We start from the raw sequence: 13,278 nt of genomic DNA, 5'->3' as shown, positions 1-13,278 counted from the left end.
GCCCGGTGCGGGCGCGCCCGGCCAGGACGGGGCCGGCGACGCGGGTCGCGCGGCGGGGTCGAACGGCCCCGGGGGCGGGCCGGAGGGGCCGCCGTAGGGATGGTGCCCGGGGGGCGCGCCGCGGTCCGGCGGCCCGGACCAGGGATCGACCGGCGGTGAGGACATGAGATCAGCTCCAGGCGAGTGCGAACGGGCGATCCTAGCGAGCCGACGGCCATCCGCGCTGCCCCGTAGCCGACCCGGGAAAGACGAACGCGGTGGCCGCCACCGTCACCGTGGACGGTAGGCGACCACCGCGAACGCGGGGGACCGGGGTGGGTCAGGACCGCAGGCTGGCCACACCGGGCGGCAGGAACCGCTGGCCGGCGACCCGCTCGCTGGTGCCGGTCCGATCCAGGTAAGGCGTGACGCCGCCCAGGTGGAACGGCCAACCGGCGCCGAGGATCATGCACAGGTCGATGTCCTGCGCCTCGGCGACGACGCCCTCGTCGAGCATCAGCCGGATCTCCTGCGCCAGCGCGTCGAGGGCGTTCTGGCGTACCTGCTCCTCGGTGAGCGGCTGGTCGCCGACCACGAGCAGCTTCGCCACCTCGGCGTTGATCTCGTCGTCGACCACGATCGGCTGGCCGGAGTCGGCGATCCGCTTGAGGTTCTCGCTGACCCCGAACCGGTCCGGGAACGCGGCGTGCAGGGTGCCGCCCACGTGGTAGGCGACGGCCGGCCCGACCAGTTGGAGCAGGGCCAGCGGGCGCATCGGCAGGCCCAGCGGGTCCAGCGCGCGGTTCGCCACCTCCAGCGGGGTGCCGGCGTCGACGGCCGCGAAGACCGTGCCGAGGAAGCGGGTGAGCAGCCGGTTGACCACGAACGCCGGGGCGTCCTTCACCAGCACCGACGACTTCCTGAGCTGCTTGCTCACGGCGAACGCGGTCGCGAGGGTGGCGTCGTCGGTCCGCTCGCCGCGGACGATCTCCAGCAGCGGCAGCACCGCGACCGGGTTGAAGAAGTGGAACCCGACCACCCGCTCCGGGTGCTCCAGGTCCTCGGCCATCGCGGTGATCGACAGCGAACTCGTGTTCGTCGCCAGCACCGCCTCCGGCTTGACGATCTTCTCCAGCTCGGCCCAGACCTGCTTCTTGACGTTCAGGTCCTCGAAGACCGCCTCGATGACGAAGTCGGCGTCGGCGAACGATCCCTTGTCGACGGTGCCGCTGACCAGGCCGTACAGCTTGGCGGCGGTGCCCTTGTCCATCCGGCCCTTGCCGACCGCCTTCTCGATCTGGGTGTGCACGTAGCCGACACCCCTGTCGACGCGGGCCTGGTCCAGGTCGGTCATGACGACCGGCACCTGGAGACGGCGCGCGAACAGCAGGGCGAGCTGGCTGGCCATCAGGCCGGCGCCGACGATGCCGACCTTGGTCACCGGGCGGGCCAGGCCCTTGTCCGGCGCGCCGGCCGGCCGCTTGGCCCGCCGCTGCACCAGGTCGAACGCGTACAGGCCGCTGCGCAGTTCCTCGGAGAAGACCAGGTCCGCGAGGGCCTCGTCCTCCGCCGCGGTGCCGGTCGCGAAGTCCGCGTCCTTCGCCGTCTCCAGCAGGTCAAGCGCCTTGTACGCGGCCGGGACCGCGCCGTGCAACCGCTGGTCGAGGGTCTGCCGGGCGAAGTAGAGCACGCCGGCCCACATGTCCCGGTCGACCTCGGGCCGGGTCACCGTGACGGTGCCGTTGACCACCCCGGCGGCCCACTCCAGGGACCGCTCCAGGAAGTCGGCCGGCTCCAGCAGCACGTCCGCGATGCCCATCTCGGCGGCCTGCTTCGGCTTGAGCATCTTGTTCTGCATCAGCGGGTTCTGGATGATCACCTGCGTCGCCGCCGGGATGCCGATCAGGTTCGGCAGCAGCTGGGTGCCGCCCCAGCCGGGCACCAGGCCGAGCGAGACCTCGGGCAGGGCGAGCGCGGCCGCGCCACCGGACAGCGTCCGGTAGTGGCAGTGCAGGGCCAGCTCCAGCCCGCCGCCCATCGCCGCGCCGTTGACGAAGGCGAAGGTCGGCACGGCGCTGTCCTTGAGCCGGGCGAAGACCCGGTGGCCCAGCCGGCCGATCTCCAGCGCCTGCTCACGGGACTGCAACGCCGGCAGGCCGACGATGTCCGCGCCCACGCAGAAGATGTACGGCTTGCCGGTGACCGCGACGAACGCCGGGTCCGCCGCGAGGGCCGCGGTGATCGCCTCGTCCAGGCTGGTCAGTCCGCCCGGGCCGAAGGTGTTCGGCTTGGTGTGGTCGAAGCCGTTGTCCAGGGTGATCAGGGCGGCCGGCTTGTCCAGCCCCGGCACGCGTACCTGGCGCAGCAGCGCCCGGGTGACGACCTCGTTGGGTGCGGTCAGGCTCACTTGTCTCCACCCTCCCAGTTGGGGTTCTCCCAGATGACCGTGCCGCCCATGCCGATGCCGATGCACATCGCGGTCACGCCGTAGCGGACCTCCGGGTGCTCGGCGAACTGCCGGGCCAGCTGGGTCATCAGCCGTACGCCCGAGGAGGCCAGCGGGTGGCCGATGGCGATCGCGCCGCCCCACGGGTTGACCCGGGGGTCGTCGTCGGCGATGCCGAAGTGGTCGAGGAAGGCGAGCACCTGCACGGCGAACGCCTCGTTCAGCTCGAACAGGCCGATGTCGTCGATGGTCAGGCCGGCGATGCGCAGCGCCTTCTCCGTCGACGGGATCGGGCCGACGCCCATCACCTCGGGCTCCACACCGACGAAGCCGTACGACACCAGCCGCATGGCGACCGGCAGGCCCAGCTCACGGGCGGTGGCCTCGTCGGCCAGCAGGCTCGCGGTGGCGCCGTCGTTCAGGCCGGCCGCGTTGCCCGCGGTGACCTTCCCGTGCGGGCGGAACGGCGTCTTGAGGGCGCCGAGCTTCTCCAGGGACGTGTCCCGGGGCGCCTCGTCGACCGTGGCCAGGCCCCAGCCGTTCTCCTCGTCGCGGATCGCGACCGGCACCAGGTCACCCTGGAGCTTGCCGTTGGCGTACGCCTTGGCGGTCTTCTGCTGCGAGGCGAGCGCGAACGCGTCGGTGCGCTGCTTGGTGATGTGCGGGACCCGGTCGTGCAGGTTCTCCGCGGTGGAGCCCATCACCAGCGCGGACGGGTCGACCAGCTTCTCCGCGATGATCCGCGGGTTGGGGTCGACGCCCTCACCCATCGGGTGCCGGCCCATGTGCTCGACGCCGCCGGCGATGGCGATGTCGTACGCGCCCATGGCGATGCCGCCGGCGACCGAGGTCACCGCGGTCATCGCGCCGGCGCACATCCGGTCGATGGCGAAGCCGGGGACAGTCTTGGGGAGGCCGGCCAGCAGGGCGGCGGTCCGGCCGATGGTCAGGCCCTGGTCGCCGATCTGGGTGGTGGCGGCGATCGCGACCTCCTCCACCCGCTCCGGCGGCAGCTGCGGGTTACGGCGCAGCAGCTCGCGGATGCAGCGGATCACCAGGTCGTCGGCGCGGGTGTTGGCGTACATGCCACCCGCCTTGCCGAACGGGGTACGGACGCCGTCGACGAAGACGACATCGCGGACTTCACGGGGCACTTGAGCCTCCTCTTCGACCGAAACCCGGTCTCCGCGCCGACAGACGCAGCGCGAAGGGGATCAGGTCGCCGGCACGGGCGTGTTCCCCCGGATGCTACTCGCGGGTAACCAATGCCGGCACCCACCCCCGTGTGGCCCACCCCACACTCCCGCCCGAACCCCGGCCTCTCCGGCCCCCGCCCCCGGCCGCTCCCGCGACCCGGGGTCGATCATGGCGCTGTGGTCGGCACGCCCGGGGCGTGTCGCGCCGACACGCCATGATCAACCAGCGGTGTCCGGGGTCGGCGGCGGCGGGGGGTCGGGGAGAGCGGTGGTCAGGTCGGCGGTCAGGAGAGCGACCTGCCACTCGCGGGCGCCGAAGCCCCGCAGCGTCTCCGCCACCGTCTGCTCGGTGATCTCCTCCGGCGGGATCCAGGCCAGCCGCCGGATCGAGTCCGGGGTGATCAGGTTCTCCGCCGGCAGGTCGTGGGTGCCCGCGATGCGGACCACCACCTCACGGCACCGGGCCAACCGGGCCGCCGCCACCGGATCCCGCTCGGCCCAGCGGTGCGGCGGCGGGGGGCCCTCCACCGTCGGCGCGACCGGCAACGCGTCGTCCGGCAACTGCCGCGCGTCGTCCAGCGCGGACAGCCAGGTGCGGGCCAGGCGGCGCACCGACCGACCCCCGAAGCCCGGCAGCGTCAACAGGGTCTTCTCGTCCTTCGGGTCCAGCTCGGCGGCGGCGACGATCGCCGAGTCGGGCAGCACCCGCCCGGGAGCGGCGTCCCGGCGGGCGGCGATCTGGTCCCGGGCGTACCAGAGGGACCTCACCCGGGCCTGCGCCCGCGCCCCGCGTACCCGGTGGATGCCTGACGTGCGTCGCCACGGCTCGGCGCGCACCCGGGGCGGGCGGGCGCCGTTGTGCACCAGGGCGGCGAACTCCTCCGCCGCCCACTCCGACTTGCCCTGCCGGGCCAGCTCGGCGTCGAGGGCGTCGCGCAGGTCGACGAGCATCTCCACGTCCAGCGCGGCATAGGTCAACCACGACTCGGGCAGCGGTCGGCTGGACCAGTCGGCGGCCGAGTGGTGCTTCTCCAGGCTGTAGCCCAGCAGCTGCTCGGTCAGCGCGGCCAGCCCGACCCGCTCGAAGCCGGCCAGCCGGGCGGCCAGCTCGGTGTCGAAGAGGCGGCGCGGGCGCAGGCCCAGCTCAGCCAGGCACGCCAGATCCTGGCTGGCCGCGTGGAGCACCCACTCGGCCTCGCCGATCACCTCGTCGAGCGCGGTCAGGTCGGGCAGCGGCAACGGGTCGATCAGCACCGTGCCCGCGCCGGCCCGGCGCAACTGCACCAGGTACGCGCGCTGGCTGTAGCGGTATCCCGAGGCGCGCTCGGCGTCCAGCGCCACCGGACCGCTGCCCGCCGCGAAGCGGGCCACGACCTCGTCGAGTTCGGTCGGGGTGGCCACCGGTTGGGGCGTGCCGTCGCGGGGCGCGGTCAGCGGAACGGGCCCACCGTCGGTCGGGTGGTCTCCCGCGTCCTCCGGCTCCGGCAGGGCCGACGGCGGGTGGTGCGGTGCGTTTCCCGTACGACTTTCGGCGGCCCGACGGCGCAGGGGTGGTTCGTCGGTCACCTGACAACCCTAGTGCGCGAGTCGAATCCGCGTGTGCAGCCGGTCCGGGGTGTGTCGGTCCGATGGCGTCCGGATGTCCGCGGAGTAACCGGACGACGCGGTGCGGTCCGGGCAAAAACCCCGATCAGGCGGCGCCCGCCGGGCGCCGCTCGGGCAGGGCGGTCACCCCGGGCGGGGGCAGCCCGGCGGTCGAGGCGAGCAGCGCGCACCAGGCGTCCAGGTGCGGGGCGAGGTCGTCGTCGACCGGCGTCCACGAGGCCCGGATCTCGACGTCCCCGGCGGCCGGCGGCCCGGCCAGGTCACCGAACCGGGTCGACATCGTCTGGGTGATCGTGCCGCCGATCGCCCGGTGCCCGGCGTCCTGCGCGTCCAGGGCGTCGGTCAGCCACGTCCAGCCCACCCCGGGCAGCAGCGGGTCGGCGGCCAGGTCCACCTCCAGCTCCGCGGTCACGTAGGTGACCAGCCGCAGGGTGCCCTGCCACGCCTCGTGCCCGGCCGGGTCGTGCAGCAGGATCAGCCGGCCGGTGGCCACCTCGTCGCCGTCGCGCAGCACGGTCGCGGACAGCGCGAAGGCGTACGGGGCGAGCCGCTGCGGCGCGCCCACCTCCTCCAGCAGGATCTCCGGCCGGGGCGCGGCCGACCGCAACCCGGCGACCGCGCGGGCGAACGTCTCCGGGAGCGCGATCGGGGGGGCCATGCCGGAAGCGTAAGCCGCCGGCCGGCCACCGACCCGTACGGCGCGCCGAAAGCCGCCCGCACCCGGGACGGCTTGTTAAGCGGGGGCCCTTCCTCTACCTGAGGCGTTAACCGGGGGCCCTTCCTTTCGAGGGGGGGTGGGGCGCGTGGCACGATTGCCGCGATGACCACCGACACCACGGGCACCGTCGCCCGAGACGACGACCCCCGCCGCGGACCGGCCGACTCTCCCTTCGTCCGGGCGTGCCGCCGCCGGCCCGTTCCGCACACCCCGGTCTGGTTCATGCGTCAGGCGGGCCGCTCGCTGCCCGAGTACCGGCAGATCCGGGCCAACGTCGCGATGCTGGAGTCCTGCCGCCGCCCCGACCTGGTCACCGAGATCACCCTGCAACCGGTCCGCAGGCACGGCGTGGACGCGGCGATCCTGTTCAGCGACATCGTCGTACCGGTCGCCGCCGCCGGGGTCGACCTGGACATCGTGCCCGGAACCGGGCCGGTCGTCGCCGAGCCGGTGCGCACCCTCGACCAGGTCGAGAAGATCCGACCGATCACCCGCGACGACGTGTCCTACGTGGACGAGGCCGTCCGGCTGCTCGTCGCCGAGCTGGGCGACACCCCGCTGATCGGGTTCGCCGGCGCGCCGTTCACCCTGGCCAGCTACCTGGTCGAGGGCGGCCCCTCGCGGACCCACGCGAAGACCAAGGCGCTCATGTACGGCCAGCCCGAGCTGTGGCACGCCCTCGCCGGCCGGCTGGCCGAGATCACCCTGGCGTTCCTCCGGGTGCAGATCGACGCCGGCGTCTCGGCGGTGCAGCTCTTCGACTCGTGGGCCGGCGCGCTCTCCGAGGCCGACTACCGGCGCTTCGTGCTGCCGCACTCCGCCGCCGTGCTGGCCGGCCTCGCCGACGCCGGGGTGCCCCGCATCCACTTCGGGGTCGGCACCGGCGAACTGCTGAGCACCATGGGTGAGGCCGGCGCCGACGTGGTCGGCGTCGACTGGCGTACGCCCCTGGACGTCGCCACCGGCCGGATCGGACCGGACCGGGCCGTGCAGGGCAACCTCGACCCGTGCGTGCTGCTCGCCCCCTGGCCGGTGGTGGAGGCGGAGGTGCGGCGCATCCTGGAGCAGGGCCGCGCGGCGCCCGGCCACGTGTTCAACCTGGGGCACGGGGTGCTCCCGGAGACCGATCCCGACGTGCTGACCCGGGTGGTGGCCCTGGTGCACGAGCTGTCCGCCGGCCCGGCCGACCAGGGCTGAGCACCGTGCGGACGCCGTGGCGGGTGGCGGTGGTCGGCGGCGGGATCGCCGGCCTGGCCGCCGCGGTCCGGTTGCGCGACCAGGCGCCCGCCGGCACCGAGATCACCGTGTACGAGCAGTCCGGCGCGACCGGCGGCAAGCTGCGCACCGGCGAACTGGCCGGCTCGCCGGTCGAGTTCGGCGCCGAGTCGTTCCTGATGCGTGACCCGGCCGGCGGCGAGTCGGCCGCGGTGGCCCTGGTCCGCCGGCTCGGTCTGGCCGACCGCATCGTGCACCCCACCGTCGGGCAGGCCGCGCTGGTGGTCGACGGCACGTTGCGCCCGATCCCGGGCGGCACGCTGGTCGGCGTACCCGGGGATCTGGACCGGGTGGCCTCGGTCGCCCGGCCGGCGGCGGACGCCGACCCCGACGAGGGCCGGCCGCTGCTCGGCGCGGCCGACGACGTCGCGGTCGGTGCCCTGGTCCGCGCCCGGTTCGGCGACGAGGTGGTGGACCGGCTGGTCGACCCGATGCTGGGCGGCGTGTACGCCGGCCGTGCCGACGATCTCTCGCTGGTCACCACGATGCCGGCGCTGGCCCGGGCCGCCCGGGTCGCGCACACGCTGGTCGGCGCGGTCCGCGCGGCGCAGGCCGCGGCGCCCCGCGCACCCGGCGCGCCGGTGTTCGGCACCCTGGCCGGCGGGCTGAGCACGCTGGTCGACGCCGCCGTGGCGGCCAGCGGCGCGACGATCCGCACGAACGCGGCGGTGCGTGAGCTGAATCCGGCCGGGGACGGCTGGCGGCTGACCGTCGGCCCGACCCGCGACGCCGAGCTCGTCGACGTGGACGCCGTGGTCCTCGCCGTGCCGGCCCGCCCGGCGGCGCGGCTGCTGGCGGGCACCGCCCCGCAGGTGGCGGCGGCGGTCGGCGGGCTGGACTACGCGAGTGTCGCGCTGGTCACGCTGGCGCTGCCGGAGCCCGCGTTGCCGGAGCTGTCCGGTTTCCTGGTGCCGTCCACCGAGGGGCTGCTGGTCAAGGCGTCCACGTTCTTCACCACCAAGTGGGGGCACCTGCGCCGGGCCGACGGGCTGGCCCTGGTCCGGGCGTCGGTCGGCCGGTACGGCGACACCGAGCAGCTCCAGCGCCCCGACGCCGACCTGGCCGCGACCGTGCACCGGGAACTGTCGGCGGTGCTCGGCGCCCCGCTGCCCGCCCCGGTGGCGGGACACGTGCAGCGCTGGGGCGGGTCGCTGCCGCAGTACACCCCCGGCCACGCCGTCCGGGTGGCCACCGCCCGGGGCGCCCTGCGCGCCGCACACCCCACCCTGACGCTGGCCGGCGCCGGCTACGACGGGGTGGGCATCCCGGTCTGCGTACGCTCCGGCGCCACCGCGGCCGAAGAGATCATCACTGCACTGGGAGGATCGGGATCATGACCGAGCAGAGCAACGCGGCCCGGCTTCGGGAACTCAACGCCAGCATCCGCTACACCATGTGGTCGGTGTACCGGGCCAGCGCCGCGCTCCCGTCGCTGCGCGAGAACGTCACCGGCGAGGTCGAGTCCCTCTTCGAGGAGCTGGCCGGCAAGGACGTCGTGGTCCGGGGCACGTACGACGTCTCCGGCCTGCGCGCCGACGCCGACGTGATGATCTGGTGGCACTCCGCGTCCAGCGACGCCCTCCAGGACGCGTACCTGCGTTTCCGCCGCACCACCCTGGGCCGGGCCCTCACCCCGGTCTGGTCGCAGATGGCGCTGCACCGCCCGGCGGAGTTCAACAAGAGCCACATCCCGGCGTTCCTGGCCGGTGAGGAGGCCCGCTCCTACCTGTGCGTCTACCCGTTCGTGCGGTCGTACGAGTGGTACCTGCTGCCCGACGCCGAGCGCCGGGAACTGCTCGCCGAGCACGGCCAGATGGCCCGCGGCTACCCCGACGTCCGCGCCAACACGGTCGCCTCGTTCGCGCTCGGCGACTACGAGTGGCTGCTCGCCTTCGAGGCCGACGAGCTGCACCGGATCGTCGACCTGATGCGGGACCTGCGCGCGTCCCGGGCCCGCCTGCACGTCCGCGAGGAGGTGCCGTTCTACACCGGCCGCCGCCGCTCGGTAGCCGACATCGTCAACGGCTTGGTGTAAGGAAGGGCCCCTTATTAACGCCTGGCGTAGAGGAAGGGCCCCTTCTTAACGCCGTTCGCCGTCGCGGCGACGGTCGCCGGTCGAGCCCGGGCCGGCCGGGGTCGCGCGCCGGAGGGAGTGGAACGCGACCCCGGCCGGGTCTCAGGTGGCGGTGCAGGTCAACTGCGGGACCGGGTTGCTGCCGCCGGACGAGCCGAGGAAGCCGAAGGTGGTGCTCGCGCGGGCGCCGAGGGAGCCGTTGTAGGCCACGTTGCGGGCGACGACCCGGCTGCCGCTGGTGCTGACGGTGGCGTTCCAGGCCTGGTTGACCTGTTGCCCGTCGGCGAGGAGCCAGGTCACCGACCAGTTCGACACGGCACCGCCGCCGGCGGTCACCGTCACCTCACCCTGGAAACCGCCGGACCACTGGCTGGTCACCCGGTAGGTGGCCGTACACGCGCCGGCCGGCGGCGGCGTCATCGGCGGCGGCGTGGACGGCGGCGGAGTGACGGGCGGCGGCGTGGACGGCGGGGGAGTGACGGGCGGCGGGGTGGTCGGCGGCGGCGTGGTCGGCGGCGGGGTCGAGCCTCCGCCGAAGGTCACGTCGCTGCACAGGTAGTACGACTGGTCGGAGTGGCTGGCCTGCCAGATCGTGTAGACGATGTGCCGACCCGAGCGTCCGGGCGCGTTCGCCGGGATGTCGATGGAGACACCGTTGGTGTCCGGCCGCCACTGCGACGCCGGGGTGTTGCCGATCTGGCCGACCAGTTCCAGGTCGTCCCAGCCCAGCGGCTCGGTAAGCGCGTCGAAGCCCTGCCTCGTCGCGTACACCCGGATGTAGTCGGCGCCGTGGCTGGCGCCGTCGAAGAGACGGACCCGGAAGCTGTTGGCCACCGGCGTGGTCCGCCAGGCCCCGATCGCGTCGAGGGAGTCGTACCGCCCGCCCTCGGCCCGGCCGCCACTGCACAACTGGCCGTTGGGGATGCCGCCCTGGTGGTTGCCGGCGAGACCTTCCCGGTACAGGCCGTTCCAGTTCCACATCGCGTTCGAGTTGGCCTGCCAGGCCTGCCAGCACATCGGGTCCTCGGTGGCCATCCGGGGGTTCTGGAAGTCGCTGCCCCAGCGCTGCCAACAGCCGTAGTTGCGGGACGCGGGGTCGACCACCGACCCGTGCGCGGCGACCGGGTTGGCCAGTGCGGTGGTCAGCAGCAGCACGGCCGTCGCCACGACGGCGAGCGGCCAGAGCAGTCGGGGTGATCGGAGCGGAGTGGACACGTGAGCCCTCCGGGGTAGGGATCAGTACGGCGACGCCCGGTCACGCCGGGAGTTGCCCCTCCCGGGCCGGCCGCGTGGCTCTCGTGCTGGCTCCGCCCGCAGATTCCCACATCCATCGTTCTAGGTCAATGGACTCCGCCGCATCGGGGTGTGCGGGATCCCGTCCTCGACGTAGTCCGGACCGGTGACCGTGAACCCGTGCCGGGCGTAGAAGTCGACCAGGTGCGACTGCGCCTCCAGCGCGCACGGCCGGTCGCCGACCTCGGCCAGGGCCGCTGTCATCAGCCGCCCGGCGTGGCCGCCGCCGCGCGCGGCCGGCGCCACCACCACCCGACCGATCCGGGCGACGCCGCCCGGGTCGGCCAGGATCCGCAGGTACGCGAGCGGCCCGGCGTCCCCGGCCAGCCACAGGTGCCGGGTGCCCGGCTCGACGTCCCGCCCGTCCAGTTCCGGGTAGGGGCAGGCCTGCTCGACGACGAAGACGTCGATGCGCAGCCGGAGCAGGTCGTGGAAGGTGCGCGTGTCCAGCTCGGCGAAAGCGGCGGACCGTAGCTCGGGGGTGTCAGACACCCCGCGATCGTAGGCTCAGCCGACGTCGACCGGCTCCGCGGCGGGGGCCGGGCGCTCGGCGGCGCGCCGGCGGCGTACCACCGTGACGACGGCGGCGACCGCGAGCAGCGCGGCGGCGACGGCCGCGACCCACCACGGACCCAGCCCGTCCAGCCGCCCGGCGAGCGCGGTCTGCACCCGGCCGGCGGCGTCGACCACCCCGTCGGAGGTGGCCCTCCCGCCGAAGAGGCGGATCTCGTACCAGCCGTACCAGGCGACGTAGCCGCCGGTCAGCACCAGCAGCGCACCGGCCACCCGGCCGAGCAGCGGCGCGGCCCGCCGGGTGCGGCGCACCAGCGACTCCCGGGCCAGGGCCACCGCCAGGGCCGCCGCGCCGACCACCAGGCCCATGCCGATCGCGTACGTCACGAACAGGCCCAGCCCGGCCAGCGGACTGCCGGCCCGGAAACCGGCGACCACCACGGCCAGGAACGGGCCGATGGTGCAGCCGAGGGAGGCGATCGCGTACGCCGCGCCGAAGAGCACCATCGAGCCGAACCGCCGCCGTACCTGCGGCCCGGTGGCCAGGCGCGGCGCGAACGTGGGCAGCTGCCGGCCGGCGAGCAGCCAGCCGCCGGCCACCACCAGCGCCAGGCCGATCGCCACCGACACCCAGGGCAGCCGGCGCGCCACAGCGTCCGCCGCCGGCCCGGCGAGCAGCCCGAACGCGCCGAACACCGCGACGAACCCGAGGGTCATCGCGCCGGTCAGGGCCAGCGCCCGGCCCACCGGCGCGAGCGGCCCGCGCCGGTCCGCCGGGCCGTCACCGAGCACCAGCATCGACAGGTACGCGGGCAGCAACGCGAACCCGCACGGGTTGACGGCGGCGAGCAGGCCGGCGCCGAGCGCGAGGCCGTACGGGGCGTCGGTCATCTCGGCTCAGCTCAGCTCGGCGACGCGTCGGCGCAGGTCGGCCTGGGAGAGCGGACCGTTGTGCCGGACCTTGCCGGTGGAGTCGAGCAGCACGTAGTGCTCCTGGCTGGTCACGCCGAACCGCCGCCACACCGTACCGTCGTCGTCGGCCAGGCTGGGGAAGCCGGTGATGCCGGTGTCCCGGGCGAAACGCCGCATCGCCTCGTCGCCGCTGCCCAGACCGGCCACCCCGAGCACGGTCAGCCGGTCGGCGTTGTCCCGCTGCACGGCGGCGACCGAGTCGGCGACACCCCGGCAGCGGGTGCACCACGCCGCCCAGAACCACAGCACCGCCGGTTTGCCGGCGAGACTGCTCCCGGCGAACTCGACGCCGTCCAGGGTGCGGGCGGTGAAGTCGAGCGTCTCTGGCACGGCACCGGCGGTCGGGCTCGCGGTGGCGCCCGCGCCGGCCTCGGTCGTCGGGCCGCCGGTTGCGCTCGCGGTGGCGGGGGTGGAGGTCTGCGGCGCGGCTGCCGGAGGCGTGCCGTCGGCGCCGCCGCATGCGGTGAGGGCCAGCACGGCGGTGGCCAGGGCGATGGCGACCAGTCGGGTACGCGTGACGGGCATGCCGGGATGCTAGCCCGCCTTTCCGGCCCACCACCCTTACCGCTCGCTTACGGTGAGTCCCCGTCCTGGGGCGACCACACCGCCAACCCGAGGTATGTGAGTGGTCCAGGATCGGCGACGGGGAGCGGTCGGAATCCGAGTCGGTCGTAGAAGGGCCGGGCCTGGTGGTTGGCGGTCACCATCCCGACGTGCAGGGCGGATGTGCCGCGTTCGCGCAGGGCTGCGACGAAGCGGCTGACGAGAGCCCGGCCGTGTCCGGACTTCCGGTAGCCGGTAAGCAGGTCGATGTGCAGGTGGGCAGGGTGGGCGGCGAGTTCCGGCAGCACCATGCGCTCGGGTGTGTGCAGCAGGTGCGCCATGACGGCGTCCGGTGTGGTGGGATCGCCCGTGGGCGGCGGATACCGGGCGGTGGCCAGGGGTAGCCACTCGTTGCGGAACCGGGCGGCGAACGCGCGGGTGTCCGCGGTGCCGAGGACGTATCCGGCGGCCCGGCCACCGTCGTCGAGGACGAAGGCCAGGTCGGGGTCGAGGTGGGTGTAAGGGTGGGCGAAGATCTCGGGCAGGATGTTCGGGTCGGCGTAGGAGGTCGAGGCGTCCTCGCCGGCGTCGGCGGTGCGGATGCAGATGTCGTGTACGGCGTCGCGGTCGTCGGGCTGGTACGGGCGGATGATCATCGTTGGGT

At 74.2% G+C, this 13,278-nt stretch carries 12 protein-coding genes; 3 read left to right on the top strand and 9 right to left on the bottom strand.

Translation table 11 applies throughout. The features are described from left to right. Positions 1-319: 319 nt before the first annotated feature. The 4 genes from D7223_RS06365 to D7223_RS06350 all read right to left on the bottom strand — a co-directional run bounded on the left by D7223_RS06365 (position 320) and on the right by D7223_RS06350 (position 5,884). The gene (locus D7223_RS06365; protein WP_120726014.1) at positions 320-2,386 is read right to left on the bottom strand and encodes a 3-hydroxyacyl-CoA dehydrogenase NAD-binding domain-containing protein; all 2,067 of its coding nucleotides are present in this window, start codon (positions 2,384-2,386) and stop codon (positions 320-322) included. Further along, on the bottom strand, positions 2,383-3,579 hold the full coding sequence (locus tag D7223_RS06360) for a thiolase family protein (protein ID WP_120726011.1): 1,197 nt from the start codon (positions 3,577-3,579) through the stop codon (positions 2,383-2,385). The genes D7223_RS06365 and D7223_RS06360 overlap by 4 nt, the downstream gene beginning before the upstream one ends. A 261-nt stretch (positions 3,580-3,840) precedes the next feature. Then, positions 3,841-5,187 carry a ribonuclease D gene (locus D7223_RS06355; protein ID WP_120726009.1) on the bottom strand — a complete coding sequence of 449 codons (1,347 nt, stop codon included), beginning with the start codon at positions 5,185-5,187 and terminating at the stop codon, positions 3,841-3,843. A gap of 124 nt (positions 5,188-5,311) precedes the next feature. Further along, the gene (locus D7223_RS06350) at positions 5,312-5,884 is read right to left on the bottom strand and encodes a DUF3000 domain-containing protein (RefSeq protein WP_120726007.1); all 573 of its coding nucleotides are present in this window, start codon (positions 5,882-5,884) and stop codon (positions 5,312-5,314) included. Between the two features lie 162 nt (positions 5,885-6,046). On the opposite strand from D7223_RS06350, the gene hemE reads away from it, so the two are divergent. Genes hemE through hemQ form a run of 3 tightly spaced genes read left to right on the top strand, consistent with a single transcriptional unit; the run spans position 6,047 to position 9,254 of the window. Continuing rightward, complete coding sequence (gene hemE, locus D7223_RS06345) at positions 6,047-7,141, top strand: uroporphyrinogen decarboxylase (RefSeq protein ID WP_120726005.1); 1,095 nt, start codon at positions 6,047-6,049, stop codon at positions 7,139-7,141. Between the two features lie 5 nt (positions 7,142-7,146). Beyond that, the gene (gene hemG / locus D7223_RS06340; protein WP_120726003.1) at positions 7,147-8,556 is read left to right on the top strand and encodes a protoporphyrinogen oxidase; all 1,410 of its coding nucleotides are present in this window, start codon (positions 7,147-7,149) and stop codon (positions 8,554-8,556) included. Next, positions 8,553-9,254, top strand: a complete 702-nt coding sequence (gene hemQ, locus D7223_RS06335; protein ID WP_120726001.1) for a hydrogen peroxide-dependent heme synthase — start codon at positions 8,553-8,555, stop codon at positions 9,252-9,254. Before hemG ends, hemQ begins: the two co-directional genes overlap by 4 nt. A gap of 141 nt (positions 9,255-9,395) precedes the next feature. Here hemQ and D7223_RS06330 read toward each other — a convergent pair whose 3' ends face one another. The 5 genes from D7223_RS06330 to D7223_RS06310 form a co-directional block, all read right to left on the bottom strand. Next, positions 9,396-10,508: a lytic polysaccharide monooxygenase auxiliary activity family 9 protein gene (locus D7223_RS06330; protein WP_420330294.1), complete on the bottom strand. Its 1,113-nt coding sequence runs from the start codon at positions 10,506-10,508 to the stop codon at positions 9,396-9,398. Positions 10,509-10,628: 120 nt separating this feature from the next. Continuing rightward, entirely contained in the window at positions 10,629-11,078 is a 450-nt protein-coding gene (locus tag D7223_RS06325; protein WP_120725998.1) for a GNAT family N-acetyltransferase, read from the bottom strand. Between the two features lie 15 nt (positions 11,079-11,093). Beyond that, positions 11,094-11,990 (bottom strand): cytochrome c biogenesis CcdA family protein, encoded by an 897-nt coding sequence (locus D7223_RS06320; protein WP_120725996.1) that lies wholly within the window; start codon positions 11,988-11,990, stop codon positions 11,094-11,096. 6 nt (positions 11,991-11,996) lie between these two features. Continuing rightward, positions 11,997-12,596 (bottom strand): TlpA family protein disulfide reductase, encoded by a 600-nt coding sequence (locus D7223_RS06315; protein ID WP_120725994.1) that lies wholly within the window; start codon positions 12,594-12,596, stop codon positions 11,997-11,999. Positions 12,597-12,643: 47 nt separating this feature from the next. Continuing rightward, positions 12,644-13,270, bottom strand: a complete 627-nt coding sequence (locus D7223_RS06310) for a GNAT family N-acetyltransferase (protein ID WP_120725992.1) — start codon at positions 13,268-13,270, stop codon at positions 12,644-12,646. Positions 13,271-13,278 lie beyond the last annotated feature (8 nt).

This window comes from Micromonospora endolithica (assembly GCF_003626595.1).
GTDB classification, from domain to species: domain Bacteria; phylum Actinomycetota; class Actinomycetes; order Mycobacteriales; family Micromonosporaceae; genus Micromonospora; species Micromonospora endolithica.
The sequence above is the reverse complement of the archived record's forward strand: the minus strand, read 5'-3'. Positions and strand labels throughout refer to the sequence as shown.

Bases quoted from the DNA above. Each gene is read 5' to 3' on its own strand.
- D7223_RS06350 (WP_120726007.1), bottom strand. From the start codon at position 5,884: ATGGCCCCCCCGATCGCGCTCCCGGAGACGTTCGCCCGCGCGGTCGCC.
- hemE (WP_120726005.1), top strand. From the start codon at position 6,047: ATGACCACCGACACCACGGGCACCGTCGCCCGAGACGACGACCCCCGC.
- hemQ (WP_120726001.1), top strand. From the start codon at position 8,553: ATGACCGAGCAGAGCAACGCGGCCCGGCTTCGGGAACTCAACGCCAGC.
- D7223_RS06320 (WP_120725996.1), bottom strand. From the start codon at position 11,990: ATGACCGACGCCCCGTACGGCCTCGCGCTCGGCGCCGGCCTGCTCGCC.
- D7223_RS06315 (WP_120725994.1), bottom strand. From the start codon at position 12,596: ATGCCCGTCACGCGTACCCGACTGGTCGCCATCGCCCTGGCCACCGCC.
- D7223_RS06310 (WP_120725992.1), bottom strand. From the start codon at position 13,270: ATGATCATCCGCCCGTACCAGCCCGACGACCGCGACGCCGTACACGAC.